This is a genomic window from Nocardia noduli, assembly GCF_019038455.1.
Lineage (GTDB): Bacteria > Actinomycetota > Actinomycetes > Mycobacteriales > Mycobacteriaceae > Nocardia > Nocardia noduli.
The window spans coordinates 154287-178565 of sequence record NZ_JAFMPL010000002.1; the positions used below are offsets into that span (position 1 = coordinate 154287).

At 67.7% G+C, this 24279-nt stretch carries 19 protein-coding genes and 1 pseudogene; 13 read left to right on the plus strand and 7 right to left on the minus strand.

The features are described from left to right. Window positions 1-149: 149 nt before the first annotated feature. The 3 genes from JZ792_RS02735 (at window position 150) to JZ792_RS02745 (ending at window position 2557) form a co-directional block, all read left to right on the plus strand. Window positions 150-917: a CoA transferase subunit A gene (locus JZ792_RS02735; RefSeq protein WP_216906487.1), complete on the plus strand. Its 768-nt coding sequence runs from the start codon at window positions 150-152 to the stop codon at window positions 915-917. Beyond that, window positions 914-1573: a CoA transferase subunit B gene (locus tag JZ792_RS02740; RefSeq protein ID WP_216906489.1), complete on the plus strand. Its 660-nt coding sequence runs from the start codon at window positions 914-916 to the stop codon at window positions 1571-1573. The genes JZ792_RS02735 and JZ792_RS02740 overlap by 4 nt, the downstream gene beginning before the upstream one ends. Before the next feature lie 78 nt (window positions 1574-1651). Next, window positions 1652-2557, plus strand: a complete 906-nt coding sequence (locus JZ792_RS02745) for an alpha/beta fold hydrolase (protein ID WP_216906491.1) — start codon at window positions 1652-1654, stop codon at window positions 2555-2557. A gap of 197 nt (window positions 2558-2754) precedes the next feature. On the opposite strand, the gene JZ792_RS02750 is transcribed toward JZ792_RS02745, so the two are convergent. Then, window positions 2755-3759, minus strand: coding sequence for a metallophosphoesterase family protein (locus JZ792_RS02750; protein ID WP_216906494.1), 1005 nt, complete (start codon window positions 3757-3759; stop codon window positions 2755-2757). A 63-nt stretch (window positions 3760-3822) separates the two neighbouring features. Next, the gene (locus JZ792_RS02755; RefSeq protein WP_216906496.1) at window positions 3823-4245 is read right to left on the minus strand and encodes a pyridoxamine 5'-phosphate oxidase family protein; all 423 of its coding nucleotides are present in this window, start codon (window positions 4243-4245) and stop codon (window positions 3823-3825) included. A gap of 69 nt (window positions 4246-4314) precedes the next feature. On the opposite strand from JZ792_RS02755, the gene JZ792_RS02760 reads away from it, so the two are divergent. The 3 genes from JZ792_RS02760 (at window position 4315) to JZ792_RS02770 (ending at window position 7174) form a co-directional block, all read left to right on the plus strand. Continuing rightward, window positions 4315-4785 (plus strand): SRPBCC family protein, encoded by a 471-nt coding sequence (locus tag JZ792_RS02760; protein ID WP_216906497.1) that lies wholly within the window; start codon window positions 4315-4317, stop codon window positions 4783-4785. Between the two features lie 179 nt (window positions 4786-4964). Beyond that, window positions 4965-6254 (plus strand): hypothetical protein, encoded by a 1290-nt coding sequence (locus JZ792_RS02765; protein WP_216906498.1) that lies wholly within the window; start codon window positions 4965-4967, stop codon window positions 6252-6254. Next, window positions 6251-7174, plus strand: coding sequence for a hypothetical protein (locus JZ792_RS02770; RefSeq protein WP_216906499.1), 924 nt, complete (start codon window positions 6251-6253; stop codon window positions 7172-7174). The genes JZ792_RS02765 and JZ792_RS02770 overlap by 4 nt, the downstream gene beginning before the upstream one ends. Here the strand turns inward: JZ792_RS02770 and JZ792_RS02775 are convergent. Then, complete coding sequence (locus JZ792_RS02775; RefSeq protein WP_216906500.1) at window positions 7158-8021, minus strand: alpha/beta fold hydrolase; 864 nt, start codon at window positions 8019-8021, stop codon at window positions 7158-7160. The genes JZ792_RS02770 and JZ792_RS02775 overlap by 17 nt on opposite strands. Window positions 8022-8157: 136 nt before the next feature. Next, window positions 8158-8820 (minus strand): hypothetical protein, encoded by a 663-nt coding sequence (locus tag JZ792_RS02780; protein ID WP_216906501.1) that lies wholly within the window; start codon window positions 8818-8820, stop codon window positions 8158-8160. 523 nt (window positions 8821-9343) lie between these two features. Here JZ792_RS02780 and JZ792_RS02785 point away from each other — a divergent pair. The 5 genes from JZ792_RS02785 (at window position 9344) to JZ792_RS02805 (ending at window position 14831) form a co-directional block, all read left to right on the plus strand. After that, entirely contained in the window at window positions 9344-10438 is a 1095-nt protein-coding gene (locus JZ792_RS02785) for a TauD/TfdA family dioxygenase (RefSeq protein ID WP_216906502.1), read from the plus strand. 102 nt (window positions 10439-10540) lie between these two features. Beyond that, complete coding sequence (locus JZ792_RS02790; protein ID WP_216906503.1) at window positions 10541-11638, plus strand: inosamine-phosphate amidinotransferase 1; 1098 nt, start codon at window positions 10541-10543, stop codon at window positions 11636-11638. Window positions 11639-11656: 18 nt separating this feature from the next. After that, window positions 11657-12310 (plus strand): class I SAM-dependent methyltransferase, encoded by a 654-nt coding sequence (locus JZ792_RS02795; protein WP_216906505.1) that lies wholly within the window; start codon window positions 11657-11659, stop codon window positions 12308-12310. 65 nt (window positions 12311-12375) lie between these two features. Beyond that, window positions 12376-13437 (plus strand): NAD(P)H-dependent amine dehydrogenase family protein, encoded by a 1062-nt coding sequence (locus JZ792_RS02800; RefSeq protein WP_216906507.1) that lies wholly within the window; start codon window positions 12376-12378, stop codon window positions 13435-13437. After that, window positions 13434-14831, plus strand: coding sequence for an ABC transporter substrate-binding protein (locus JZ792_RS02805; protein WP_216906509.1), 1398 nt, complete (start codon window positions 13434-13436; stop codon window positions 14829-14831). The genes JZ792_RS02800 and JZ792_RS02805 overlap by 4 nt, the downstream gene beginning before the upstream one ends. 6 nt (window positions 14832-14837) lie before the next feature. Here the strand turns inward: JZ792_RS02805 and JZ792_RS02810 are convergent, their stop codons facing one another. Then, the gene (locus JZ792_RS02810; protein WP_216906511.1) at window positions 14838-15542 is read right to left on the minus strand and encodes a TetR family transcriptional regulator; all 705 of its coding nucleotides are present in this window, start codon (window positions 15540-15542) and stop codon (window positions 14838-14840) included. A gap of 91 nt (window positions 15543-15633) precedes the next feature. On the opposite strand from JZ792_RS02810, the pseudogene JZ792_RS41750 reads away from it, so the two are divergent. After that, window positions 15634-15908 (plus strand): annotated as a pseudogene (locus JZ792_RS41750) (nuclear transport factor 2 family protein); the annotation flags it as partial. Between the two features lie 6 nt (window positions 15909-15914). Continuing rightward, the gene (locus JZ792_RS02815; RefSeq protein ID WP_216906513.1) at window positions 15915-17030 is read left to right on the plus strand and encodes an NAD-dependent epimerase/dehydratase family protein; all 1116 of its coding nucleotides are present in this window, start codon (window positions 15915-15917) and stop codon (window positions 17028-17030) included. Between the two features lie 8 nt (window positions 17031-17038). Here the strand turns inward: JZ792_RS02815 and JZ792_RS02820 are convergent, their stop codons facing one another. Both JZ792_RS02820 and JZ792_RS02825 read right to left on the minus strand, forming a co-directional pair. Then, the gene (locus JZ792_RS02820; protein WP_216906515.1) at window positions 17039-17746 is read right to left on the minus strand and encodes an MspA family porin; all 708 of its coding nucleotides are present in this window, start codon (window positions 17744-17746) and stop codon (window positions 17039-17041) included. Between the two features lie 265 nt (window positions 17747-18011). After that, complete coding sequence (locus JZ792_RS02825; RefSeq protein ID WP_216906517.1) at window positions 18012-23477, minus strand: ATP-binding protein; 5466 nt, start codon at window positions 23475-23477, stop codon at window positions 18012-18014. Between the last annotated feature and the right edge of the window lie 802 nt (window positions 23478-24279).

The following is a 24279-nucleotide window of genomic DNA, read 5'->3' on the forward strand; positions in this document are numbered from 1 at the left end:
GCTGGAACGGGAGCCGTCCACGTCGCGAACAATGTGCTCCCATCTCGACCGTTCCGCTTGAAATGCGGTCACTCTGACGGTTGAGTATCGACAGATCCCGATCGGGATGACCACTGAATGGACGCATCGACGCGACCGGAAGGAACGACATGGGCGCCACGGTCTTCACGACCCCCGCCGCTGCCGTAGCGGATATCGGCAACGACACATCTATCGCAGTCGGCGGCTTCGGACTGTGCGGTATCCCCGACGAATTGATCCGAGCGCTCGCCGAATCCGGCGTGAACAATCTGGAGATATTCTCCAACAACTGCGGCGTCGACGAGCACGGTCTCGGCATTCTGCTCTCCGCCGGACGCATTCGGCGTGTGGTCGCCTCCTATGTCGGCGAGAACAAGGAATTCGCGCGCCAGTACCTCAGCGGCGAACTCGAGGTGGAACTCACCCCGCAGGGCACGCTGGCCGAACGGCTGCGCGCGGGCGGCGCCGGCATCCCGGCGTTCTACACCCCGGCCGGAGTCGGCACCCCGGTCGCCGACGGTGGCCTGCCCTGGCGCTATGCCGCCGACGGCACCATCGCGGTGGCGTCCCCGCCCAAGGAGACGCGTACCTTCGGCGGAAACAGCTACGTCCTGGAAACGGGTATCACCGCCGACTACGCCCTCGTGCACGCCGCCGTCGGCGATACCGCGGGCAATCTGGTCTTCGAGAAATCCGCGCTCAACTTCAATCCGCTGGCCGCGATGGCGGGCCGCATCACCATCGCCCAGGTCGAGAATCTGGTGCCCGCGGGCACCCTCGATCCGGCGCAGGTCCATCTGCCCGGCGTGTTCGTGCAGCGCATCGTGCACACCGGAACGCAGAACAAGCAGATCGAGAAGCGCACCGTCACCGTCGAGGAGGGTTCGAACCGATGACCACACGCACAGGATGGACCCGCGACCAGATGGCCGCGCGCGCCGCCACCGAACTCACCGACGGCGAGTACGTGAATCTCGGAATCGGTTTGCCGACACTGATTCCCGGCTTCCTGAGCCCCGATGTCAAGGTCACCCTGCATTCGGAGAACGGCATCCTCGGCACCGGGCCGTACCCGACACCGGACGCCGTCGACGCGGATCTGATCAACGCGGGCAAGGAGACGGTCACCGTCCTGCCCGGCGCCGCGTTCTTCGATTCCGCGCTGTCGTTCGGCATGATCCGCGGCGGTCACATCAACACCGCCGTCCTCGGCGGCATGCAGGTGTCACGCCACGGTGACCTCGCCAACTGGATGGTGCCCGGCAAGATGGTCAAGGGCATGGGCGGCGCCATGGATCTGGTCCACGGTGCGGGACGGGTCATCGTGCTCATGGAGCACACCGACCGCGACGGCAACCCCAAGATCGTCGAGGCGTGTACCCTGCCGCTGACGGGCCGCCGCGTCGTCGACCGGATCATCACCGATCTGGCCGTCATCGACATCCCCGGCGACGGCACCCTGGTCCTGCGCGAACTCGCGCCGGGCGTCACCACCGAACAGGTCGTGGCCGCCACCGGCGCGCCACTGATCGTCGACAGTGTCGTGAGCTGATCGGGCCTACCGCCGACCTTCGACTCGAGCCGTCGCGATATCTGGGCATCGCGACGGCGCCGACGCATACTGTCGGGTATGTCGGAGTATGACGAATTCGGACTGTTCGCCGAGAACGCGGAGGAGGCGGGGCTGCCGTGGTCGGGTGCCCCGCGGGTGCGCAGGATTTCCGCCGATATCGGCAACGGAGCGAATATCAGCGCCCTGCGCTGGGGTGAGGCCGAACCGGAACTCGTCCTGCTGCACGGCGGCGCGCAGAACGCTCACACCTGGGACACGGTGGCGCTGGCGCTGAACCGGCCCCTGGTCGCGATCGATCTGCCCGGCCACGGCCATTCCGACTGGTGGCCCGATCACGACTACACGCCCGACCGTCTGGCCGAAGCCGTCGCGACCGCCGTGGACGCGCTCGCGCCCGGCGCGCAGGCGATCGTCGGCATGTCCCTGGGTGGTCTGACCGCACTTCGCCTCGCCGCTCGCCGCCCCGACCTGGTCCGGCGACTCGTTCTGGTCGACGTCACGCCCGGCACCGGCGACCATCCCGCGAAGACTGCGGCCATCACCGCCTTCGTCCACGGCCCCGCCGATTTCGCGTCCTTCGACGAGATCCTGGAACGCACCGTCACGCACAACCCCGGCCGATCGGTCCGGTCACTGCGTCGCGGCATCCTGCACAACGCGCGCGAACAGGACAACGGCCGCTGGATCTGGCGCTACGACCGGATACGTCCCACCGCCGACGGCACACTCGACTTCGGCCCGCTGTGGGAGGACGTCTCCGCGCTCGCCACCGCGCCCATGCTCGTCCGCGGAGCGCGTTCACCGGTCGTCGACGACGCCGACACCGCCGAATTCCTGCGCCGCCAGCCCGATGCGCGGATCGAGATCGTCGCCGACGCCGGACATTCCGTCCAGGGCGACCGACCGATCGAACTCGCAGCCCTCATCCAGGACTTCACCGTCGACCGGACCGCGGCGCTCTGAACGGGGCGCGTTTGTGCGGAGGTCGGCCTCCGACAGTCGGGCGTGCCGCCCCGAGCACACGCCCGACCAGGGCAGGCTCGAGTCCTCCGAGCGGCCGACCGAACAACGCGCCCGGTTCCGCCGCACGCGCTGTCCCTCCCCCAGCGGCGAGACTCGAACTCGTCCTTCGAGAAAGGCAGCGGTACAGCCGATCCCGCTCAGCGCGGCAATTCCGGCAGGTCTACCCCCAACGCGGTCGCGAGTTCGATCACCCTGCGCGGCGTGGTGCACTGGCGGGTCAAGCTCGCGTGATCGAGTCGGCCGTGATGGGCCTGGAACAGGAATCGCGCGGCGCGATGCTCTCCGATCCGATCCGCACCCAGTTCGCGGGCACGGTCGTACGCGGCGTTGATCACGGCGGGGAACGATTCGCGCAATCGCGCGGCCCACGCGTCGACCGCCGCGAGCCACTCACGGGTGGCCGGATCGGGAGTCGACGCGAACCTCGCGACTGTCTCCGCCGATTGCGACCAGGTGAAGTCGTGCCAAGGTTTGGACCGCAGGACGGGCAATTGCCATCGGCGGCGGGTATTCGACCAATGATCGGCGTGAGCCCGGACCGAGTGAACCGTGAATTCCGGTACACAGAGCGCGGATAACGCCCCGCCGTGACAGGCCCCGGTGTCGAGACCGAATATCCGGCCGTCGCGGATCAACGGCTCGTCGCCGGTCACGTGGTGGCCGAATACGATCGGGACGGAATCGTCGTAGCGATCGTGCCAATGACCGTCGGCGAACCGCGCGCCGAGTTCCCGCTCACCACGAGTCGAACCGCACAGTACTTCCGGGCGCTGATCCGCGAGTGCGATACCGGGCACCATGGCGGCGTGCACGACCCGAATCGCTTCGTTCTCGAAGTAGTACGGCAGTGTCCGCATCCACTCGACCATGTCGGCGTAGTCGTCACCGATCTGGAGGCGCGTGATCTCCTGAGCGTAGGAGAGGATCCCTCGCACGTGTTTGCGCTCGTGATTCCCCATGACCACGACCGAGTTCGGCCGCTCACGAAAGAATCGGACGACCGCGCCCGGTTCGGGACCACGGTCGACCAGATCACCCACGCTGATCAGGAGATCGTCCGGGGCGAGTTCGACCGTGTCGAGCAGTTCGAGCAATTCCTCGAAACAGCCGTGTATATCGCCGACGATGACGCTGCGCCGCATTCGGACGAGGTTAGGCGTCTGTCGGCCCCGGCGACAAAGGGTTTTCCGCCGCCGACGGTTCCCTCAGATCGCGCCCATGTCGGCGGAGAGCCAGTGGTCCGGGCGCATGAATACCGCGACCTGGTCGCCGTGGGATTGCGCGAATTCCAGGTAGGGGTCGACCTTTTCGGCGGGCAGGTAGCGCGCGGCCATCTCGCGCAGCATGCCGTCCTTCATGGGTTCGGTGCGGGTGATCGGGCCCTCGGCGGTCACGTAGCGGACGGTCGGCGTCACGACCTGCGCCATGAGGCTGAACCGCCCGGCCGCCTCCAGCAGTCGGATCTTCGTCGAATGCGCGCCGGTCAGTACCCAGAGTTCGGAGCCGGGTGAGTACTGGTACCAGATCGGCACATTGAGCGGGGCGCGGTCCGGACTCGCGGCGACCGCGAGCGCGCCGATATGGGGTTGGGCGAGGAACTCCTGTCGTTCTTGCGAAGTCAGTGCCATGACTCCACTTTACGTTCACGGGGTGACCGAATGCTGGCACCGCGGGCGGGAGGGTGATTCGATCGAGCCATGACAGATACCAACGAGCTACCGCACGTCGTGTCGGCCGAACGCGAGATCGCGGCCGACGCGGACCGGATCTTCGAGTTGATCGCCGATCCCGCCCAGCAGCCGCGATGGGACGGTAACGACAATCTGAACGAGGCCGCGGCGGGCCAGCGGGTGCGCGGCACGGGCGACGTCTTCGTCATGGCGCTGACCAACGGCGCGGTGCGCCACAACCGGGTGGTGGAGTTCGAGGAGGGGCGGCGGATCGCCTGGCTGCCTTCCGAACCGGACCAGGAGCCGCCCGGGCATCTGTGGCGCTGGGAGCTCGAACCCGTCGGGGACGGTGTCACCCGGGTCACCCACACCTACGACTGGTCGCGGCTGACCGATCCGAAACGTCTGGTGCGCGCGAAGGCGACGACAGCGGAGAAACTGCTCGCCTCGATCGAGAATCTCGCCGCGCTGGCCGAGGGAGCCGAGGACTCCCGGTAGGCGGAATACCGGCGAATCACTGCTAGCTTCTCGTCGCGGCTCGGCCCGGATTGAGCAGAAACCCCTGTTCTCTACCCCACACTCGACCGAACAGAATTCTGGCAAGAGGAGTTTCCACAAGAATGGTGTGTAACTTCTTCCGGTGTGTTACACATGTCTCCCATGGCAAGGAGGCGGTTGTGACACGTCCGTATCGGCTCGTCATCTGGGGACCGGGAGACATGGGTGGGCGCGCGCTCCAGGCGGCGCTGCGATCCGCCGATTTCGATGTGGTCGGCGTCAAGGTCTTCAGTCCGCACAAGGACGGCAGGGATATCGGCGAACTCGTCGGACTCGCACCGGTCGGCGTCACGGCGACGACCTCCAAGGAAGCGATTCTCGCCCTCGACGCCGACTGCGTCGTCCACACGCCGACCACGCCGTCGCTGTTGCGCGGCGCGGACGCCGACGTGGTGGATCTGCTCGAATCGGGGAAGAACGTGGTGTCGGCCGCCTCGTACCACAACCCGTCGATGACGAACTGGCTGTCGGCCTCGCGCACACCGCTGTCGGTGCTGCGTACGGTCGCGGAGATGAAGGTCACCGGCGACGCGTTCGGGCCGAGCCTCCGCCCCGCGCTGACGGCGGTGAAATGGGGTATGCGCGCGCTGGACTCCGCCCCCGCCCGGCCGCTCCGCCCCGCCGTCGAGCGACTCGCGGGTCCGGTCGTCGATCGCGTGATTCCCCGCCGCCCCTTGGGAAGCCGACTCCAGGTGGCCTGCGAGAAGGGCGGCGTCTCGTTGCACGGCACCGGCCTGCACCCGGGACTGATGGTCGAACAGGTGCTGCTGCGACTGGCCGGACTGCTCGACGAGGTCACCGAGGTGCGTTTCCTCGAGGTCGGCGATCTGTCCGCCGCGCCCGACGGCATGTGGGGCGGTCTGGAGAGTCTGGGATTCGGGACGCCGCTCGGCGCCGTCGACTCCGATCACGCGATCGGTCTGATGCAGCACTTCTATTTCAACGATGTGCTCGGCAATGTCGGCCACGCCCTGTTCGGCGTCGGGTCCGACGCGGTGCGCGTGGAACGCCACATCTATCCCGTACCCGCGCGGGTCACGGTGCGCGCGGGCGGCACGGTGATCGAACCCGGCACCGTGGGCGCCATCCACATGACCTATCGCGGCTACATCGGCGATCGCCTCTTCATGACCAACGAGGAATGCTGGCACGTCGGCCCCGGCAACGCCCATCTCGGACCGGACCATCCGCGCAGTCTGTCCGGTGGACATGTGATCACCCTCGACGGCAGTCCGTGCCGGGTCGAGATGCGCAACGAGATGGACGACGAGGCCTACAGCGCGGACTGGTCGGCGGTCACCGATATCTCGGTGCGGGCCATGCTCGCCGCGGTGCCCGAATTATGCGCCGCGCCAACGGGAGTCGCGATGCCCGATCTGACCCCGCGCTACCGGCTGGAGAACGCGTGAGCACCATCGCGGTCGCCGTACTCGGCACGGGAGCGGTCGCCGATCGGCTCGTCGCCGGAATCGAACGCCGTCCCGACCTGCGGTCGACCGGTCGGACGACGCCCGCGCTGCCCGTTCCCGACGGCACCGCGTGCGTCCTGTACGTGCCGTCCCTCGCCGAGATCGCCACGGACGCACCGAAAGACGTGGTGACGCGCCTGCTGCGCGACGGCTACGACGTGGTGTCGGCGCTGCCGCCCGGTGCGGACCTGCCGGTCGCCGACGTCCGCGCGGCGTGCCGGGCCGGTGACTCGACCTTCCACGCGACGGGCGGTTTCCAGACCGCGATCGCGACCCGGATCCTGCGCTCGCTGTCGGAGGTGACCACCGATATCCGCCGGATCGAACTCGAGGAGGAACTCGACCTCCCGCTCGCCGGGGTGTATCCGTGGAACGCCCTGGGCGACATCGGTATCGGCGGTACGGAGGTCGCGGCGAGGTCGGCCGTCGCGGCGGTCGCCGACTACTACGAAGCGGGGTTGCACGCACTCGACGACGCGGCCTTCGCGGGCACGGGCGAACCGGGGGTGAGCCCGGCGGTGTCGGTCGAGGTGCGCCTCGACGACGCGGGCGCCGTCGAGAAGGTGATCGTCGACCGCGCTCTCGGCCCTCGAATCGGCTACCGCTCGATCTGGAGCGCGGGCACGACCGACGACGCGCCGCTGCGCTATCGCCTGGTCACCAGCACCGACACCGCGAAGGGCGCGACGACGCTGCGGGTCGCCGCCGGGGAGGGCGTCCATCCCGCCGAGCACCTGACCTGCGTCGGCCTGCTCGACGCGGTGCGCCCGATCCACGACAGCGGTCAGGGGATCGCGCACCGCGATCTGTCGATCACCTACCTGATGCCCGACGAGCGTCTGATCACCCGGCGGCGGTAGCGGTCGCCGTTCGGTTCGGTGTGACGTCGAGGAAGGCCACCATCTCGGCAGCGGTCTCGGCCGGGCGTTCGACGTGCGGCAGGTGCCCGGTGTCGGAGAGGTCGACGCGACGCAGTCCCGGCACCATCGCGGTGACGATCTCGGCGATGAGGCGCAGATCCTCCACGTCGCGCTCGCCGGTGATCAGCAGCACCGGCATCCCGAGTTCGCCGAGACTTTCGACGTGGGGCCGGTCGGGCGGCGTCTCCCTGTCCGCGTCGAGCCACACCCGACAGGTGTCCGCGGCGATGGCCGTCCACAACCGCGCGGCCAGTTCGGGATCGCGGCGGGCGGGTTCGAACAGCGGGTGCTGGAACCAGAGTTTCCTGGCCGCGTCGAGGTCTCCGTCGACGGCGGTGCGCGTCAGTTCCCGCCAGCGTGCCCGCCACGACTCCGACCAGTCCCAGCCCGCCAGGTTCGGGCTGATCAAGACCAGTCGATCGACCCGATCCGGATGGGACAACGCGAAGTCGACGGCGATCCGGCCGCCCATCGAGACACCGGCCACGGACACCCGCTCCAGCCCGAGTCCGTCGATTAGCGCCGCCAGATCGTCGGCGTGCCGGAACGTCTCGACGGTGCGATCCTCCGACTCGCCGCAGCCGCGCAGGTCGTAGCGGACGCAGTGGTGACGCGCGGTGAGCGTCGGCCACAGGTCGTCCCAGGTCGCACGGTCGCCGCCCGCGCCGGGGACGAGGACCAGCGGGCTGCCCGCACCCGCCACCTCCGCCGACAACGCGACCCCCGCGGCCACGGTGATCCGATGTGTCGCCTGTCCACCCTCACCTACGGAGCCGTCAACGCGCATGCGCCAACTATCCCCGAGTGGGTGAGCGCGTGGATAGGGCAGCGACACGACAACCCAGGGGAAGCGCCGCGTCGACCGTGTGGCCGATGCTCGGCGCGGAAGGCCCGCCGCCCACGGGAAGCGGGCGGCGGGACGATCACACCGCGGGCTCGGGCGCCGCGGGCTCGGGCAGCGGCGCGACGGAACCCTCCACCGCGCCGACCACGGCGCCGACCGCCGCACCGACCGCGGCCGCGGGCAGGGCGATCACGGCGTAGCCGATCGCCGCGCAGACGACCGGCATGACGACGAGACCGGCGGGCAGGAAGGGGAAGCCGACGATGAGGCCGGTGGCGGCGCCGATCAGAGCGCTGGTCGCGGCGAGCGGGCTGGCGAGGGTGGATCCGACGGACGCGCCGATCACCGACGCGCCGATGACATCCTCGGCGATCCGGTCCGAGCGAGCGTGATCGACACCGGCCGAATCGAGCGCGTCCGACAGCGAGGATTCGACGCCCTCGGAACCGTCGTTGATCTGCTGCGCCTGTTCGGGGGTGATGAAATCGGGCCTGCCGACCTCGATATCACCGATACGGATGGTATTGACCGGGGCCTGCGGCGGCGCCGCGTTCTCGGGGGCGGGATCATCGATCGGCGTGGCTCGGACCGGTTCCGACGCCACGACCGACGGTTCGCCGTACGGCGTGGCGAATGCGGGAGCGGCGGCGACAGCGACGGCCACCGGCAACGCGCCGGCCACCAGGAATACGGCGGTGCGGCGGGAAGGCCGACGATGCGAGACAGGTTTCGATATGACCATGAGATCTCTTTTCCGGGAGGCGGAAGGCTCTTCTTCTGATTCGGACCGGATGACCTGGCGGATTGAATCGCCGAGTAAGAAATCCGGTGACCCGCTATTCACCGTGGCTATTGCCTCGAATATCCGCGGAAACGCCACGGCGCGCGTTCCGGAATGGAATGCGAGGGTTCCGCCGCTTTTCGACCGCACGGTGCGCGACACCGGAAATCTGTCCCGTCCGGGGCGCGCAATGTCGCGATACGAACGTCCACCGACAGCGGATTCGGCAGACGCACCGGCTCCGGTAGCCCTCCCGCGATCGACCTCTCCGTGAATATCACTGGGCCGGTGAGCAATTCGACGGCTCCGCGACACGCCAACTCAGCTTAGGACTGCCTTGCCTAACCGACCGGCGCTCGGTTATGGTCGACACCGTTCATGGTTGCGAGTCGGTCGGGCGCCCGTGTGCCCCACCGGGTTCCCGCGCAGCGTCGCGGAACCGTGCGAAGTCGACGGGTCAGCGCACACGCAAAGGGGAATCAGCATGCAGGTCGCCGCAGACAGCGGATCACGTTCGCTCGAAACGCGCATGTTGAGCACGAATTCGCGGGCTTTCCTGCACCAACTCGGCACGACGCTCGCCGCGGCGTACGGCAGCCTGTCCAATCCTCGCTGTCGGCAAGCGATCTCGGTACTGGCCGACAGTATCGACGGCGAGTTGCGCGAGGTGATCGCGCCCCCGGCGACGGACGGCGGCGTCTGCCTGATCCGCGGAATACAGATCGACGAGCGTTCGATCGGCGGGACCCCACCGATCTGGGCGGCGATCGACGACACGACGAGTCTGCCCGTCGACCTACAGATGTTGTTGCTGGCGTGCATGATCGGACGTCCGTTCGGGTGGCGCGGCCAACAGGAGGGACGTCTGGTCAACAACGTCGTGCCCGCGCGCGGACACGAGAAGGTCCAGACCGGCGCGAGCAGTTCGATCCTGCTGAGCCCGCATACCGAGGACTCCTTCCACCCGCACCGATCCCACGTCTTCCTGCTCGGATGCGTCCGCAACAGGGACGCGGTCGCCACCACCGTCGCCTCGATCCGGGATGTGCGCCTGTCCGCGGCCGACCGCGAAATACTCTCGCGCCCTGCCGTTCCGATCCTGCCCGACCTCACCTACGGGGATCCGGCGCGGTGGGGGGCGGCGGAGGCGGTGCCGACGCTGTGGGCACGCGCGGACGGGATGTGCCTGCGCTACGACCCGGATTACACGCCGTTGGCCGAGGCCGACCCCGAATTCCGCGCCGCCTACCGACGACTCGGCAGCGAACTCGAACGGGTCACCCGGCGCGTGGTGCTCGAACCGGGTGATGTCGCGATCATCGACAACGACGTGGTGGTGCACGGGCGGGTTCCGTTCACCGCGCGTTTCGACGGCACCGACCGCTGGCTCAAGAGAGTGAATATCGCGATACCCCGACGAGCGCGCCCCCTCGCGGAATCGAACGAGAACGGTTACGGCCAGCAGGTCGACTATCTGACACGAGAGCCGATTCCGGATCCGCGAGCGACGCCGCGCCACCGAGGCGAGACCCCGGCGGGGAAGCCGGAACGACACGGCGCGACCGCGTCCCGGCATTAACCTGATCGAATCCGGTCCATCGAAGCGACGAAAGAGATCGACGTGCGTCTGAACAGCTATGACGAGTGGTCCCCGCTGCGCGAAGTAATCGTAGGCTCGGGATTGAACTACACCACACACGAACGCGAACTCACCTTCGACATGTTCCTGCACGAGAACATCTCGATCGACAACGATCTCTCGCGCAAACCCTGGCTCTATCCGCCGTTCTCCCCGCCCGAGGGCAGCGACGCACGGTCGAGAATCACCATCGCGCAGCGGCACGTCGACGAATTGAACGAGGATATCGACGGTCTCGTCCGAACACTGGAATCCCTGTCGATCACGGTGCGCCGTCCCTTGGATCTGGGGCCCGATGTTCCCGAGGTGGGAACTCCGGCCTGGTCGGCGGCGATGATCCCCGCGCTGAACGTGCGCGACAACGTGATCATCATGGGCGACGAGATCGTCGAGACGCCGCCGATGATGCGCTCGCGCTATTTCGAGAACCAATTGCTCAAACCGGTTCTCATGGACTATTTCCGGCAGGGCGCGCGCTGGTCGGTGATGCCGCGTCCGCTGATGACCGACGGATCGTTCGACTTCTCCTATGTCGAGGGCGGTGGCTCCTTCGACGAACCCCTCACGCCCAGCGCGCTTCCCGACGACTCGCCCTACCGCGTCGGTTTCGAGATGATGATGGATGCCGCCCAGATCCTGCGTTTCGGCAAGGACGTGCTGGTCAACGTCTCGACGCAGAATCACCAACTCGCCTACGAATGGCTGGATCGGCATCTCGGCGATCGATTCCGATTGCACCGGATCTACCGATTGAGCGACGACCATATCGACAGCACGGTGCTGCCGCTGCGGCCCGGTCTGCTGCTGGCCCGCTCACCGGAGATCGTGGACCGCCTGCCCGCGGCACTCCAGAAATGGGACCGCGTCTACTACCCCGAGCCCACCGCCGACCAGTTCCCGCCCTACGACGACAACGACCTGGTCCTCACCAGCAAATACATCGACATGAACGTGCTCTCGATCGACGCCGAGACCGTCCTGGTCAATTCCGCGCACACCGAACTCGTCGGACTCCTGGAATCGCGCGGCATGACGGTCGTTCCGGTCCAGCACCGCCATCGTCGCCTGTTCGGCGGCGGATTCCACTGCTTCACCGTCGACACCGTCCGCGACGGCGGACTCGAGGACTACCTGTCCTGATCGGGCGACAATGGTCCGATGAGCGCCGATACCGCGTACCACGGTGAGTTGGGCGAACAGTTCGCCGCCCTGGCCACCGACAACGTCCACAACGCCCACACCGATCGGCCAGCCATGTTGCGGCTCGCCGGTGACGTCACCGGAACGCGAGTCCTCGACATCGGCTGCGGTGCGGGCCATTACGGCGCGGAACTGCTGAAACGTGGCGCGGCGCGGTTCACCGGGATCGACGGCAGCGAAACCCTGCTCGACGCGGCGCGACAGCGACTCGGCGACGACGCGATCCTGCACTGTCACGACTTGGAGCAGCCGCTGACCTTCCTCGCGGATCACTCGTTCGATCTGGCCGTGATGGCGCTCGTCTATCACCACGTGGCCGCGCGCGGCCAGTTGCTCGCCGAGATCCGGCGGGTGCTGCGCCCCGGTGGGCGCCTGCTCGTCTCCACCACTCACCCCACCGGCGACTGGATTCATTTCGGCGGGTCGATCCGGAGCGATACGAGAAGTCCCGGCATCGCCCGCACTTCCTGGCCGTCGCGCTCGGTCGCCCCTGACCGTCGCCGGGATCCGCGCAACGCGGACGCGCCTCGCACCGGAGACCGCGACACTATTTTTCTCCGATCGGGAAAAATATGGGCGAAAACGCTCCGTCGACCCGATCACGAGGTGTAAGCAGGAGCGGTGCGGGCAGCCGTCGCTCCGGCACACGCGTCGTGATCAGCGAGGAAGAGGTAGTGATGTCATCGACCAAGTACCGGGTCGTCCAGTGGACGACGGGGAATGTGGGGACCAGCTCGGTGCGGGCGCTCGCCGCCAATCCCGCGATCGAGCTTGTCGGCTGTTTCGCCTGGTCGCCGGATAAGATCGGGCGCGATATCGGCGAGCTGGCGGGTGGGGAACCGCTCGGCGTGACGGCCACCGACGATATCGATGCCCTGCTCGCGTCGAAACCCGATTGCGTGGTCTACAACCCCATGTGGTTCGACGTGGACCAAGCCGTTCGCATCCTCTCCGCCGGTGTGAACATGGTGACCACGGCATCCTTCATCACCGGACACAATCTCGGCGAGGGCCGCGATCGGCTCGCGGAGGCGTGCGTGCGCGGCGGGTCGACGCTCTTCGGCTCCGGCGTGAGTCCCGGCTTCGCCCAACTGCTGGCCATCGTGGCGGCCAACGCCTGCGACCGGGTCGACAAGATCGTCATCGCCGAATCGGCCGACACCACCTTCTACGATTCACCCGCCACCGAGCGGCCGGTGGGATTCGGCACCCCGATCGACGATCCCGATCTGCCGGGCATGGCCGCCGCGGGCACCGCCGTGTTCGCCGAAGCCGTTCGGCTGGTGGCGGATTCACTCGGCGTGGTCCTCGACGAGATCGTCTGCGAGGCCGAATACGCGCAGACCACCGAGGATCTGGTCATGGCATCGTGGACCATCGACAAGGGCTGCGTCGCCGGGGTGCACGCGAGCTGGCAGGGCCGCGTCGGGGGCCGGACCGTCGTCGACATCAATGTCCGCTGGCGTAAGGGCCAGACGCTGGACCCGGACTGGAAACTCGACGGCGACGGCTGGAAGATCACCGTCGAGGGTCGCCCGACGGTGAATATGACCGTCGGATTCCTCCCGCCGCCCGATTTCCAGGCCGAGACGATCGCCGATTTCATGGTCCTGGGCCACATCATGACCGCCATGCCGCCCATCCACGCGATCCCCGCGGTCGTGGCGGCCGCACCGGGGATCGTGACCTACAACGATCTGCCGCTCACACTGCCCCGCGACATCACCTCCCCGGCATGAGGTATCAGCGGCGGGTGCAGCGCAGGTCGCCGAATCGGGCGCTGATCGTCCTCGTCGCGGTCTCGACCCTGCTCCTCGCCGGATGCGCGGGACGGGGCGAGCAGAACGACGAAGGACCGTCGACCGCGACGGGCACCGGCGAATTCGGCGATCTCGGGACGGTGTGCGGTAGCGGCCAGCACACCAAGGCCTCCGCCCAGGGCGTCACGGCGGACACCATCGAGATCGGTGTCTTCAGCGATCTCGGTTTCACCAAGAATCCCGAATTCATCGACGCCGCGAAGGTTTTCGCGGGGTGGTGCAACGATCACGGCGGGATCGGCGGGCGCACCGTCGAGCTCGCGATCCACGACACGAATCTCACCGAGGTCCGCCAGCGCATGATCGAAGCCTGCCGTGGCGATTTCGCCCTGGTCGGTGGTGGCTCGGGACTCGACGCGCTCGGCGTGAAGGATCGACTGTCCTGCCTGCTTCCGAGTTTCCCCGCGCAGGTCGCCCAGGCACGCAGTGTCGGCGCCGATCTCGAGATCAGCGCCTCGCCCACCGCGCTCCCGCACCACGACAGCTACACCGGATTCCGGCGCTGGCTGGTCACGGAGGCGTACCCGGATTCCCTCGGCAAGGTCGGTTTCATCAGCGCCGATTCGCCGGTCTCGAAAGTGCTCGGAGAGAAGGGCAAGGAGAGTTTCCGGGCCCAGGGGGCCACGATCGTCTACGACGACCTGTACCCGATCGCCGGTGTGTCGAACTGGGCTCCGTTCGCGCAGGGGATCAAGGAGAAAGGCGTGCGCGGCCTGATCTTCAACGGCGAACCGCGTCAGCTCTCGAAACTCGAGGAAGCGCTGACATCGATCGAATACCGGCTCGACTGGATCGACGCCACGAACAACAACTACTCCCCCGCGTTCTTGAAAGAGGCGAGTAATTCGATCGGTTTCCAGAACAATGTCGCCGACCTCGGCGGTGTCGTGCCCTTCGAGAAGGCCGACAGCGTGCCCGCGATGAAACAGGTCGAGAGCATGTTCGACAAGTACGCGCCCGGCACCGAGATCACCTTCCCGCAGTTGCGGGCGATATCGGCCTGGCTGCTTTTCGCGAAATCCGCGGCGAGCTGCGGCGACGACCTCACGCGCCGGTGCGTCTACGACGCGGCTTCCTCGGAGAAGGCGTGGACGGCGGGCGGATTGCAGGCGCCGGTGAACCTGTCGAATCGCGACGCGCCCAGCGGCTGTTTCAATATCGAACAGGCGACGGCCGACGGGTGGAAACCCGCCGATTTCCGGCCCGACACCGGTCTCTACCGCTGTGATGTCGCACCCTACAAATACCAGGGCGACTACGGTGCACCCAAGACGCTCGCCGATGTCGGCAAATCCATGACCGACCTGCGGTAGCGGGAACTACCCGGACGCCCGTTTGCGGATCAGCAGGCGATCGAGCCCGTCCAGGATGACGGTCATCTTGAAATCGAGTTGGTCGTCGTCGGCTTCCTGGTCGGCGATCACCTCCCGCAACACGGGCAGTTCGCGTTCGTCCACCGTCTCCAGCGCGCTGAGCACGCCGGGGACGTCGGGATGCACGCGGTGCTGTGCGAGCAGCACCGCGTGCATCCCCGACGAGAAACTCGTCTCCGTGATCAGCGTGAGCGCGATACGCGCGTCGTGGATATCGAAACCGGCACCGACCAGCGCTTCGAGCACACGCTCGACCGGCGCGAGGGTGCCGAGTCCCCGCGCGCCGGACAGTCGGACCGAGGAGGCCAGGACGCCGACCTGGACGACCGCGTCACGCAGTGCCACCGCATACGAGCGCACGACCTCGCGCCACTCACGGTCCACCGGCAGGGCGACACGGGCGAGTTCGGTCTCGAAGATGTCGAGCGCCACCAGCTCGCGCAGGCCCTCGCGGTCACCGACGTGATAATTGAGCGCTTTGGGATCGACGCCGAGTTCGTCCGCGACGGCCTGCATGGTCAGCGCCTCCGGCGCGACTTTCCTTGCCGCCGAGGCGATCCGCTCGAGGCTGAGCTGCCGTGGCCGACCGCGCCGACGCGGCCCGGCGTCGCCGTCCGCGGCATCGGATACCCCGCGTGCTTCACCGCTCACCCGTCCACCCTATGGCCAGACATGTTCCCGGCGCGCACCGGACCGACAAGGAAGAACCGACAGACATGAAAACCCGGCAAACCCGCAGAACCCGGGAAACACCACCGTTAACCACGTGCACGTTCCGGAAATCGAGCTGAACTCCCGACAACGGCCGGCGGCGTGTGGGCCCTGCACGGATACGGCCACTACGACGAGACCTACGAGAAGTCCGGCGAGCGATGGCGCGTCACGTCCTCCACCTCGACCCGGCTCCGGGAGGATATCGCCACGCCCCTGTTCTCGATACGCGTCTCGGAGCGTATGCGAAACGCCGGAGCGAGATTCGCGCGGAAGTCGGCCGGGCAACCTTCGGGAAAGGTCTGATTATCCATGTCCGTCAACACAATTCTGGTGACCGGCGGTTTCGGTCAGGTGGGCAAACGCTGCTGCGAGATCCTGCTCGACCGGGGGCGCACGGTGATCGCGATGGACCTGCGCACCGATCGGACCGTCGCGACGGCCGAGGAACTGTCGGGCTCGGCACGGCCGGGCACCCTGGTTCCCGCCTTCGTCGACCTGCTCGATCCGGCGGCGGTGGCCGGACTCGTCGACGCACACCGTCCCGACGCGATCGTGCATATGGCCGCGAGCCTCGCACCGGCGTCCTACCTGAACCCCGCGGCCGCACACCGGGTCAATGTCGATGGCACCGGGAACGTGGTGGCGGCGGCGACCACGGTGGACCGGCCGCCGCTGCTGATCCTGGCGTCGAGCGCGTCGGTCTACGGATCGCGCAATCCCTACCGATATCCGGAACTCGTCACCGACGAGACACCCGTCGATCCCATCGACCACTACGGCCGGGACAAACTGCTGGCCGAGACGATCGTCCGGGAAAGCGGCCTGCCGTACGCGGTGTTGCGTTTGGGCGGGGTCATCTCCCCCGACGGGATGTCGAGTATGGACCGGACCCACCTGGTCCTGATCCGAGCGACGCCGAGGGACAACCGGATTCACGCCGTCGACGCACGCGATGTCGCCCTGGCCTTCGCCAACGCGGTGGACCGCGCGGACAGTATCGACGGCAGGACCCTGCTCATCGCGGGCGACGAGTCCTACCGCAAGCTCCAGCGCGAACTCGAGGACGACATGACCCAGTCCATCGGGCTCGGCCGCCTCGGTCCGTCGGTGAGTCTGCCCGGCGATCCCGACGACGATCGCGGGTGGACGTTCACCGGTTGGTTCGACACCACCGAGTCCGAGGCACTGCTGGACTTCCAGCGGCACACCTGGTCCGAGACCCGCGAGTGGATCGCCCACTCCCAGGGACGCTCCCGCACGCTGCTGCTACGAACATTCGGCCCGCTCCTGCGGCCCGCCATCCGCCTGCTCATGGCCGTGCAGCGCCGCCGCGACGGACGCGGCGAGTACGCCGACCCGTGGACCCTGTTCGAGAAGACCTACGGCCCGGAGGTTCTCGCGAACAAGAACCCCGAGCGTCCCTGAAGCACGCCTCAGAACCCGAAAGCCGCGCCGTACCCCGTCGTCTGGGCGGTGGCGTTCCTCGCGTCGGCGCGCACGGTGACGAACGGCATGGCCGAAGCCGGGGAAATGCACCCGTTCACGCTCAGCGGCGTATTGCTGTGGGCGAAGGTGTAGGGGAATTCGACTTCCGAGTCCAGTTCCGTCGCACCGATCACCGCCGCCGTGACGGTACCCGGCGCCAGGTTCACCGCGAGTTCACCGGCCAGGCCCGTTTCCATCTCGATGGAGGGCTGAATGGCGAAACTCACGCCCGCGCCGATCCCGACCGTCGGCGGCGCGTCGATCTCCAAACCGAGATCGACGCCGAAATCGACGCCGACCGAAGGGGCGATCCCGACGCCGACGGCCACACTCGGGGAGATACCGACCGAAATACCGTTGGAGATGTCCACCGCGCAGCCGATCAGATATCCGGCGACGATCTCGCCGCCGCGCAGTGCGGCGCCGTCGATCACGACCGAGAAGTCCCCGGAAACCTTGACCGAGTGGACGAACGGGACATTCATCGCGATATCACCGGCGGGGACCACGGAATTCGAGTCCACCGCGGCGACGATATGCAGTCCGCCCGCGGCGACCTCCCCCGGTGCCGCACCCGCCGTAGCGCCGATGAGACCGGTGCAGGCGATGATCACGGTGCTGATGAGGACGAGAACATACGAAGGCTTGCGGTTCATAACGCTCCGGTCGAGTGATAGTCGAATGGGAACTTTCACCAACGGATTCGCACGACGATCGCCGCGAATTCCCCGCGATGTGTACGAATCCGAATAAGCAGCCGAACTGTTCGATCACGGTATTCGTACCGCACCGGCCATTGTCGATGTGACAGGCGCGCGGGACCGCCGACAACGACGAAAGGGCGGCCACCTCCGATTCGGCCGTGTCACAGACGAACACGAACCGAACCGATGGTGGCCGCCCTTGTCGACGGCTCGCCGATCAGCCTGCCAGGTGAGCCTCGATGGACTCGATGATGCGCGGACGCAGTTCGGCGGCGCGGATGACCGCGTCGACCGAACCCACCTCGACGGCGCGCTGGATATTGTGCACGCGGTCGAATTCGGCGGCGACCTCGCCGAGTTTCTCGGTACGCACCGACGACCGCAGTCCGTCGAGTTCGGCGGTGAGCGCCGCCCGGTCGGTGCCGGTGGCGTGCAACACGCCCGCTTCCAGGTCACGGACCCGAGGATCGGCGGCGGTGCGGGAGTCGACCTCGCCCGCGAACACCACCGCGGCGGCAGGCGCGCCGCCCAGGACCGACGCGAACGAACCTTCCAGCGCGAGCACGGTCATGCTCGGGTTCAGCGCCTTCGAGAACACCACGAACGCGCCGCCGTGGTAGCGGGAGATCACGCAGAACACGATCGGACCTCGGAAGTTCACGATCGCGCGGCCGATCTCGGCGCCGTATTCCAGTTGCAGTTTCCGCATCGACTCCGGGGAGCCGTCGAAGCCCGACAGGTTCGCCAGCACCACCAGCGGACGATTGTCGCTGGCCGCGTTGATGGCCCGCGCGGCCTTCTTCGACGACCGCGGGAACAGGGTGCCCGCGGTGTAGGTGTCGGGTCCGTCGGTGGACGGGAACCCGCGCCGCTGCACACCCTGGGATTCGATGCCGAGCAGGCAGACCGGAATCCCGCCGAGGTGCGCGTCCTGCACCACCGCGGTCTCGGCGTCGGCCATGCCCGCCCACCGTTCCAGCACCGGATGGTCCTGGTCGGCGACGGCGCGCATCACGGTCCGGATGTCGAAGGGCTTCTTACGATCCGGATTCGAGGCCGCCGAGAAGATCTGGCCGACGGTCGTGAAATCACTGCCCTCGATGACGTGCGGGAAGTCGCGGACATCGCGGTCGATCGGATCGTCGGTGCGCGCGCGCCGCGGCGCCTGCTCACCGGGAGCGATGTAGGTGTGGTCGTAGTGCGACATCAGTACTTCGCGCGCGCCGTTCAGATCCGGCGCCCAGTACTGCGCCTGACCGTTCGGGCCCATCACCCGGTCGTAACCGCCGATACCGAAGTTGTCCTCGGCCGATACGCCACCGGAGAAGTCCAGCGCGTGTTTGCCGGTGAGCACCATCGCGGAATCCGGCGTCATCACCAGGATGCCCTTGGTGTGCATGAGCATGGTCGCCTCAGCGTTCCAGTACGGCTGGGCGCCGACGTTGATGCCGGTGACGACGATATTGATCTCGTTGCCGTCCTGGGTGAATTCGACGATCCGCTTGAGCGCGGCCGCCACCCAGTCCATGTTCTCGGTACCCGACTCCATCGAGATCCTGGCGCCCGAGGACAGCGCGTACCACTCCAGCGGCAGCCGCAGCCGATCGGCGAGATCGAGCGCGCCGATGATGCGACGGCATTCCGGTTCCGACAGCGCGCCGAGGGATTTCGTCGGATCGCCGAGCAGCACGACGCGCTTGACACCGTCGGGATGACGCTCGGTCGGCGTGCTGACCACACCGGCGACGATCGCCGCCTTGTTCTGGCCCTTGGGCCGATCGACCGGTACCAGGGCGTGGTCGGCGTCCAGATCGTATTCGGCGAAATCACCGAGCAGACCGGTCAATTCGTACGGGTAGACGGTGTTGCGGCTGCTGGCCCGCAGTACCTTCTGGCGGTAGGCGTCGATCGGCTCGACCGGCTCGTCGGACGGCTCGCCGACGAGCACCCGGGTGTTGCCGGTGGCGTCGAAGGAGACCCGGATCTCGACCTTGGTCAGCTCGCCGGTCCTGCGGTCGACCTGGCGCGCGATGAGCAGGATCTCCTCGAGCCCCGCGCCCGCCGTCGTCGGCCGCACGTGTCCGGCGACGGTCTCCAGCTCGGCGGGGGTGACGTCGATCGGCGGCCAGATGTACATCACGATGCGGTTGGTGTTGAACCGCTTGTTCGACGGCCGCCGCGACTGCGCGCGGCGGATCGAGTCGAGGCAGGTGGCGATGGTGGCCTCGGCCGTCGGCAGGGCCAGCAGCCTGCCGTCGTGCTCGCGCAACGCGGCCAGGTCACGCACCTGCGCGAACGCGATCAGGCGATCGTCGGAAGGGTTCTCCTTCGCGACGGCGCGGAACAGGTAGATCTCGTCGTCGTCGGAGGACGGCAGACGGGTCAGGTCGAATTTGCGCAGGCGCTCCATCTGCATGCGCTGGGCGATGTAGGGGTGCAGGCCGCGGATCAACCGCTCCTCGACCATGCCCGTGCTCGACCGGCGGAAGGTGAAGTGGTGGTGCATGACCGCGCCGCCGCTGCCCGCGACGGTCGCGGTGATCCGGTGTACCTGGGCGGGCAGCAGGTGCGCGCTGAAGACCTCGTGCAGTGCCGCCGCCATGGCGTCGAAATCGTCGGGCTGGCGCTCCCAGCCGAGGTAGATATCGGCGTCGACGACCCCCGCGCTGCCCGCGACCTCGATGAGTCCGCGTACGGCCGTGTCGAGTTCGTCGAAGCTCACCGCGGTCGAGACGAGGCTGAGTCCGTCGCGCTCGGCGATCACGAACGCGCAGCCGCCGACCTCGCGGGTGCGCACATCGCGCAGACCCTTGTTGCCGTAGTACCGGCGGGTCAGTACCTCGAGCATGACGCTGTTGTCGAGGTTGCCGCGCACCAGACGCTGCCCGAGCAGGCGGACCAGCGGCTCGGTGCTGCTCACCATCTCCGCGACGCGCTCGGCGCGATCGGGCGAGGTGGGCTCGGCGTCCAAGTGGCGCAGATGGTTACGGACGTTGGTGTACACGCGGGCACGGTTGCGCCGCAGCAGCGGCTGGCCGAACCAGGCGTAGACCACGCCGCGCGCGAGATCGGCGATCGCGGGGAAACGCACCTGCGTCGCGGCAACAAGTCGCTCCAGCCCCAGACCGACCGGCTCGCGCAGCGCCCGGTCCGGCACCGGCTCGGTCAGCCATTCGCGCAGCAGTGTCGTGATGACCGTGACGGTCGCCGACGGACGCTGCTGGGCAAGGAAGATGCGGAAGACCGCGGCTTCGAGTTCGGGGGTGCGTTCCAGATCGGTGACGCCGTAGTGGCCGAGCGCCTTGGCGAGTTTGGCCTGGAACGAGGCGGGCACACCGGCCCGTTCGACGTCGAGGCTCTGCAGATACGTGTGGAAGTACTCGCGGGAGCTGTGGACGTGGCTGTTGCCGCCGTCCTCGCCGGAGGTCCTGTTGTGGCTCAGGTCGGCGAGGTCGGTGAACACCTCGACGAGTTCCAGTTCCCCGCCCAGCGGCCTGCGGTTGTCCGCGATGGCCTCCTTGCGGACGACGAGGTAGTCGCCGAGTACCCGGCTGTCGTCGTGCGGGTCGACGTCGAAACCGAGCAGCAGGCTGCGCAGATCCTCCTGACCGCGCACGGTGGTCTCGTGCGGGCGGACCCGTGCCGACCCGGCGGGCAGGTCGAGTTCGACGGATCCGGACGCCGCCACGTCCTCGGCCTCGGCGTCGTCGACGAGCGGTTCCAGCCGCATCAACGGCGCACCGGTCTCCACCTGACTGCCGACCGTGACCACGCATTCCTTGAGCCGCGCCTTGAACGGCGCGCGCAGCACGGTCTCCATCTTCATGCTCTCGAGCACGAGAATCGGTGCGCCCGCCTCGACCTCGGCGCCGACCGCGAGCGGTGTGGCGACGACGAGCGCGGGTGCGGGCGAGCGGACGACGCCGCCCTCGTCACGGCTGACGCGATGCGCGACACCGTCGACGTCGACCAGATGGATCGGCCCGTGCGTGCCGGTGATCAGGCGGTATCGGGTGCCGTTGACCACGATCTGGCCGGTGTGCCGGTCGAAACGCTCGAGATCGACGTCGGCGGTGTGGACCTCGCCGCCCGCCTCGATGCCGATCCGGAAGCGGTGCGCGCCGATCCGGGCGACCCGCACGCGGTAACCGGCGCCGCGCAGTTTGAGATCGAGCGGACGGCCGCTCTCGTGCTGCACCTGCGGACGGCCGCCGGAGGCGGTGGAGAGCAGCCGGTGCCGCTCGGCCCGTTCCTCTTCCTCGTAGGCGTCGATGGCGGCGGCCGCCAGCGCGATGGCGGAATGCTGGTGCGAGACCAACCGTCCCTCGCCGCGCACCCGGTCGATCCAGCCGGTGTCGGCGCTGGCGTCGATCACCTCGGGCTGGTTCAGCAGGTCGAGGACGAAACTCTTGTTGGTCGCGCCGCCCTCGATGACCACCCGGGTCTGCGCCACGGCCCGGCGCAACCTGCCCATCGCCTCGTCGCGGTCGCGGCCGTAGGCGATGATCTTGGCGATCATGGAGTCGAAGTCGGCGGGGATGACATCGCCCTCGCTGACACCGGTGTCGACGCGGATGCCCGGCCCGGCGGGCAGGTCCAGGCGGACGATGCGGCCGGGGGCGGGCGCGAAATCGCGATCCGGATCCTCGGCGTTGAGCCTGGCCTCGATGGCGTGGCCGCGCTCGGCGGGCGGCTCGCCCTCAAGCCTGCCGCCCGAGGCCACCGTCAGCTGGGCGCGCACGAGATCGAAGCCGGTGGTGTACTCGGTGATCGGGTGCTCGACCTGGAGGCGGGTGTTGACCTCGAGGAAGGCGAACAGCTCGTCGCCGGGGTGGTACAGGAATTCGACGGTCGCGGCGCCGCAGTAACCGACCGCGATCGCCAGCCGCTCGGCCGAGGCCTTGAGGTCGGCCACCTGGTCGGCGCGCAGCACGGGCGAGGCCGACTCCTCGATGACCTTCTGGTTGCGCCGCTGCACCGAGCAGTCGCGCACGCCCAGCGCCCACGCGGTGCCCTGACCGTCGGCGATCACCTGGACCTCGACGTGTCTGGCTCCGGTGACCAGCCTTTCCAGGAACACCACGCCGCTGCCGAAGGCGCGCGCGGCTTCCTGCCGGGTGCGCTCGTAGGCGTCGACGAGTTCGTCCGCGTTGGTGATGACCCGGATACCGCGGCCACCGCCGCCCGCGGTCGCCTTCAGCATCAGCGGATAGCCGACCTGCGCCGCGGCCGCCAGCGCGTCCTCGACGGTCTCGACCGCGCCGCGACTCCACGGCGCGACGGGCACGCCGACCTCCTCGGCGATCAGCTTCGCGCCGATCTTGTCGCCGAGTTTGCGCATGGCCTCCGGGCTCGGGCCGACGAAGGTGACCCCGATCTGCTCGCACAATTCCGCGAACGCCGGATCCTCGGCCACGAAACCCCAGCCGACCCACGCCGCGTCGGCGCCGGTCTCGAGCAGGGCGGTCTTCAGCGCTTTCAGGTCCAGGTACGGACGCGCGGCGGCCGGACCGATGTCGTAGGCGATATCGGCTTCGCGCACGAATGTCGCGTTGCGGTCGACATCGGTATGAAGAGCGACGGTTTCGATCGGTCGCCCGGTCTCCGAGGCCAGATCCCGGACGGCGTGGATGAGCCGCATGGCGGCTTCTCCTCGATTGACGATGGCGATGCGGCTGAACACTCGCCGCTCCTTCCTCCACAGTAGGCCCGGTCGACAGGCGCGGGTTTCATTTTCTCAGTTCCGCGTAGTCTGCACCTTTATTCGTCATCTGCCCACAGCGTTCGACTGTTACTCGCCCGTATCCCCGGATAAGGGGGCGAACGGCCCGTCAACGGCGTGTTGCCGGTCGGCGAAATCGGGCGGGTAGGCATCTCGCCGACCGGCGACTCCGCCCGCGACCTCCCCCGGCGCGGTCGCCTTCGACCTCACCCCGGATACCCGCCCTCCGGTCGACACCGACCGCGACAGCCCGGCACACGACGGCGACCGCCGCTCGACTCGAACCGGTATCGCGCGTTCGGCGGTCACCGGACGAATTCTCTCGACGCCCGGTTACCGGAATGCGATCCGAAGATCACGGTTCGACTTCTATTTCTGTGGTGTCGGTCACAGAAGGTTTATCGGCAAACTCCCAGCATACGCGCCGGTTCATGCGGCATGACCTGGGCTTTCCAAGATCACTAATCCTTTCCGTTCATCTTCCGTTCATCTCGCATTAATCTCTTGTGATCAAGCTGAGATCCGGTCGAGCACAATCAGAACTTCGGTTGGACCGATAAGTAAATCCACACATATTCGGAAACGACCGCACGGCAGATGCGTTTCGCACAGCGCGGTCATCGGAGAATCCGACGGCACGAGCCGTGATCGCATTCTCCCCCGCGACGGCGGACCTCCCGGCACCGACCGGGCACCTCCCCCGCGTCGCGCGCAGGCCGCCTGCTTCACAACAAAATCCGAAAACAGCATATGCACCACCGAT

Excerpts from the sequence above, each read along its gene's own strand:
- JZ792_RS02735 (WP_216906487.1), top strand. The coding sequence starts at position 150 with ATGGGCGCCACGGTCTTCACGACCCCCGCCGCTGCCGTAGCGGATATC.
- JZ792_RS02740 (WP_216906489.1), top strand. The coding sequence starts at position 914 with ATGACCACACGCACAGGATGGACCCGCGACCAGATGGCCGCGCGCGCC.
- JZ792_RS02745 (WP_216906491.1), top strand. The coding sequence starts at position 1,652 with ATGTCGGAGTATGACGAATTCGGACTGTTCGCCGAGAACGCGGAGGAG.
- JZ792_RS02750 (WP_216906494.1), bottom strand. The coding sequence starts at position 3,759 with ATGCGGCGCAGCGTCATCGTCGGCGATATACACGGCTGTTTCGAGGAA.
- JZ792_RS02755 (WP_216906496.1), bottom strand. The coding sequence starts at position 4,245 with ATGGCACTGACTTCGCAAGAACGACAGGAGTTCCTCGCCCAACCCCAT.
- JZ792_RS02760 (WP_216906497.1), top strand. The coding sequence starts at position 4,315 with ATGACAGATACCAACGAGCTACCGCACGTCGTGTCGGCCGAACGCGAG.
- JZ792_RS02775 (WP_216906500.1), bottom strand. The coding sequence starts at position 8,021 with ATGCGCGTTGACGGCTCCGTAGGTGAGGGTGGACAGGCGACACATCGG.
- JZ792_RS02780 (WP_216906501.1), bottom strand. The coding sequence starts at position 8,820 with ATGGTCATATCGAAACCTGTCTCGCATCGTCGGCCTTCCCGCCGCACC.
- JZ792_RS02785 (WP_216906502.1), top strand. The coding sequence starts at position 9,344 with ATGCAGGTCGCCGCAGACAGCGGATCACGTTCGCTCGAAACGCGCATG.
- JZ792_RS02795 (WP_216906505.1), top strand. The coding sequence starts at position 11,657 with ATGAGCGCCGATACCGCGTACCACGGTGAGTTGGGCGAACAGTTCGCC.
- JZ792_RS02800 (WP_216906507.1), top strand. The coding sequence starts at position 12,376 with ATGTCATCGACCAAGTACCGGGTCGTCCAGTGGACGACGGGGAATGTG.
- JZ792_RS02805 (WP_216906509.1), top strand. The coding sequence starts at position 13,434 with ATGAGGTATCAGCGGCGGGTGCAGCGCAGGTCGCCGAATCGGGCGCTG.
- JZ792_RS02815 (WP_216906513.1), top strand. The coding sequence starts at position 15,915 with ATGTCCGTCAACACAATTCTGGTGACCGGCGGTTTCGGTCAGGTGGGC.
- JZ792_RS02820 (WP_216906515.1), bottom strand. The coding sequence starts at position 17,746 with ATGAACCGCAAGCCTTCGTATGTTCTCGTCCTCATCAGCACCGTGATC.